A 3,264-nucleotide genomic window follows, 5' to 3' on the forward strand; every position below is an offset into this window, starting at 1 on the left:
GTCGTCCTTCGCCAACAGCCTCCTCGATGACGCGGTCATGCTCTCTGATCGGCATATTATTATTCAGGATCTGCCTGAGCTACGCACGCGCGCGCCGAACTGCACGACCTTCTTTACACGTGCGTCAAACCCGCCGATCACGGCGCAATTCAATCTTTTCCTCGCCCTGCGCAACCGCCCCGACCGCATCCATGTCGGCGAGTGCCGCGACGGCGAGACCCTGCTTCAACTCTTCAAGGCGTGGAACACTGGCCATCCTGGCGGCTTGACAACGCTGCACGCTGATAGCGCCGAGGACGCGCTCTATCGCATTGAAGACCTCTTCGGCGAGGTGACCCAACAGACGCCGTATCGCCAGATCACCCGGACCGTTGGCCTCGTCGTCGAGATTCGTAAAACGCCGACGGGGCGCAAAGTCACTCGTATGATCAGCGATATCCGCCATGAACCCGGCGTCGGTTACCGATTCCAAGAGGTCGCAGCGGCCTAGCATACAGTCGTAATAATTGAAGCTGCTTGCTTAAAACCTCTTGCCTGGAGAATCCAGGCTATGTTAACGAACAAAATGCGTGATATCGGGCGTGGGTGCAAACCATGCTCACTCGCGAAGTTCTAGGTGAAGCTACCGGGCCGTAAAAGCGGACTAGAACCGGGACCACCAGAGCGACCAGATCCCACCGCAGCCCTTTGGGCCAGGCGGCACATAGTGGACCTGGAGGCGGAGCCCTCGCGAACGGCTGATTGGTCCTCTACGCGACCGCCGAAAACCATACCCCCCATTTCCCTGTACGCCACAGGAGTGTCTATGACCACGCGCTTAAAGCGCTTGGCCCGCTCGAGCTTTGTGCTCGTTCTGGCCTGCGCACACCCGGAATCCGTCTTCGCCTCAACCGGCGGCTCGCTCCCTTGGAGTAGTCCGCTCGAAACGCTCGCCAATTATGCCAGCGGTCCCTTCGTGCGCATCGGCGTTTCCATTATCACCGTTCTTCTGGTGTTGGGCTTCATCGCGGCCGAAGAGCGCATGCCAAAATGGCTGTCGATGGTTGGTCGATGGGTCGTCGGCGGTGTCGTGCTGGGTACGCTCACCACCTGGGCGCTTCCGTTCTTGGGGATCAGCAGCGGGGCGCTGCTGCCATGAGCCAGCACCGCGAGCCTTTACGGCGCATTGGCACCGAGCGGATTACGATTATGGGCGTGCCGCGGAAGTGGTTTCTCATCTATTTCGGCGTCGCCGTTATCGTCTTTCAATTTTATAACAATAAGCTGGTCGGTTTCTTAGCCGCGCTGGGGTTTTTCTTCCTGGCCCATATCCCCGCAAGCATCCTTGCTGAGCGCGATCCGTATTTTTTCCATTTGCTCTGGCGCTCGCTCGCCGAGCGCAAGATCTACGAGGCTTAGGATGGGGATTGAAGCGCTCCTCGCCAGCCGGTCGCGGGCCGAACGGGTTAAAGATGACCTTGATCCCCGCCGCAAGGTCGCCGATCTGCTGCCTTGGGCGGCGATCGTCGGTCCAGGCGCTGTGCTGTGCAAGGACGGCAGCTTTCTGCGTTTCGCAACCTACAGCGGTCCTGACCTCGACAGTCTGACCGATGCAGAACGCGACGCCTTCGGCTTTCGCGTCAGCCGCCTGGTCGCGCGCCTCGGCACGGGCTATGCCGCTTGGGCGGAAATCCTCAAGCACGAGGCCGAACCCTACCCCGAGAGCGCTTGGCCCTGCGAGGCCGCAGGGCTCATCGATGCCGAGTTTCGCGAAGGCTATGGCAAAGCCGGGAACCGCTTCATCAGCCGCTACTATTTCGTCATCCACTACCTGCCCCCGCCCGAGGAAGAGCGCAAAATCGCGGCCTTCTTCATCAAGAATGCGACGCGCAAAGAGACCAATTACGCCGACGTGCTGAAGCTCTTTATCGAGACGACCGATACCTGGTTTGCGCTGGCCAAAAAAAGCCTGCCGCAGTTCCGCGCGCTCGGTGACGATGAGCTTTACACCTACCTCTGCGCAATGGTCGGCGAGCAGTTTCATGAGCGCCGCTTGCCCGGTTTTGGGCACTACCTAGACTATCTCGCGGCCTCGGTCGATATCACGCCCGGCCATGAGCCCAAGATTGGCGCGCGCCACCTGCGCTCGATCAGCCTGCGCGCCTTTCCCCATACAACGATTATGGCCGTGCTGGCCGCGGTCGATCATTTGGCCATCGAGATGCGCTTCTCGACCCGCTGGATTGGCCTTGACCGCGGCGATGCCGCCAGTGCCCTCACCCGCATCCGCACCAAATGGTACAGCAAGCGTAATAGCGCAAAACAGCTGCTCACCAGTGGCGGCAATCTCGAAGAAACGCGCCTTCAGAACCCGGAAGCCATGCTTCGCACCGATGAGGCCAATGCCGCCCTGTCGGATCTTGCTGAAGCGCGATCCTCGCAAGGCTTGGCCAGTTTTACTTTCATTGTCTCCGGTGCAACCGCCAGCGAAGCTGACGAGCGCGCCAAGGCGGTGATTCATGCGGTCGACGGGTGCGGGTTCGTCGCCAAAGTCGAGACCTTCAACGCTTTCGACGCCTGGCGCGGCACGCTGCCCGGCAATGCTCGGGCCAATGTCCGTCAGCCGCTCATCAGTTCAGTCAATTTTGCCCATATGGCACCGCTGACCTCGATCTGGCCGGGCGACGCGACCAATACCCATTGGAACGGTCCGGCGCTGATCTACGCGAAAACCGCCGGGGCGGCGACGTTCCGCGTTAATCTGCACGTCGGCGACGTTGGCCATACCCTCATTCTCGGCAAAACCGGGGCGGGGAAAAGCTTTTGCCTGAACACGATCATCGCCCAAGCCCTCCGATACCCCGGCATTCGCATCGTCGGCATCGATAAGGATGGCTCAAGCCGAGCGACGACGCTTTCGATGGGCGGCCATTTTCACGACCTGTCGAACCGGAATTTTGCGGGCTTCCAGCCGCTGCGGAATATTCATATCCCCGAGGTGCGCGATTGGGCGCAACGCTGGCTCGAACTCATTTGCGAGAAGGGCCTGAGGCAGCCGCTGACGACAAAACAAGCCTCGGCGCTCACGAATGCGCTCGACGGCATGGCTGGGGCTCCGCTCGATAGCCGCACGCTCGGGCTGTGCCGCGCCTTCGTTCAAGACAGCGACCTGAAGATTGCCCTCGATCCGTACTGCGACGGCGGCCCCTATGCCTATCTCTTCGACCGAGCGGGCGACTATCTCCAGGATCATTTTTGGCAGGTCTTCGAATTGGGGGCGATCCA

Annotated in this window: 4 protein-coding genes; all 4 read left to right on the forward strand. The window is 60.5% G+C overall.

Translation table 11 applies throughout. The features are described 5' to 3' along the window. The coding region (locus tag ACIQ36_RS19590) for an ATPase, T2SS/T4P/T4SS family (protein WP_395832486.1) at window positions 1-490 on the forward strand (490 nt) is incomplete at its 5' end. A 315-nt stretch (window positions 491-805) separates the two neighbouring features. Beyond that, entirely contained in the window at window positions 806-1,138 is a 333-nt protein-coding gene (locus tag ACIQ36_RS19595) for a TrbC/VirB2 family protein (protein WP_395832488.1), read from the forward strand. Beyond that, window positions 1,135-1,398, forward strand: a complete 264-nt coding sequence (locus ACIQ36_RS19600) for a VirB3 family type IV secretion system protein (RefSeq protein ID WP_395832490.1) — start codon at window positions 1,135-1,137, stop codon at window positions 1,396-1,398. The genes ACIQ36_RS19595 and ACIQ36_RS19600 overlap by 4 nt, the downstream gene beginning before the upstream one ends. A gap of 1 nt (window position 1,399) precedes the next feature. Next, window positions 1,400-3,264 (forward strand): helicase HerA domain-containing protein (locus tag ACIQ36_RS19605; protein ID WP_395832492.1); only part of this gene is annotated, 1,865 nt, incomplete at its 3' end.

Source organism: Elstera sp., from assembly GCF_044372965.1.
GTDB lineage: Bacteria > Pseudomonadota > Alphaproteobacteria > Elsterales > Elsteraceae > Elstera.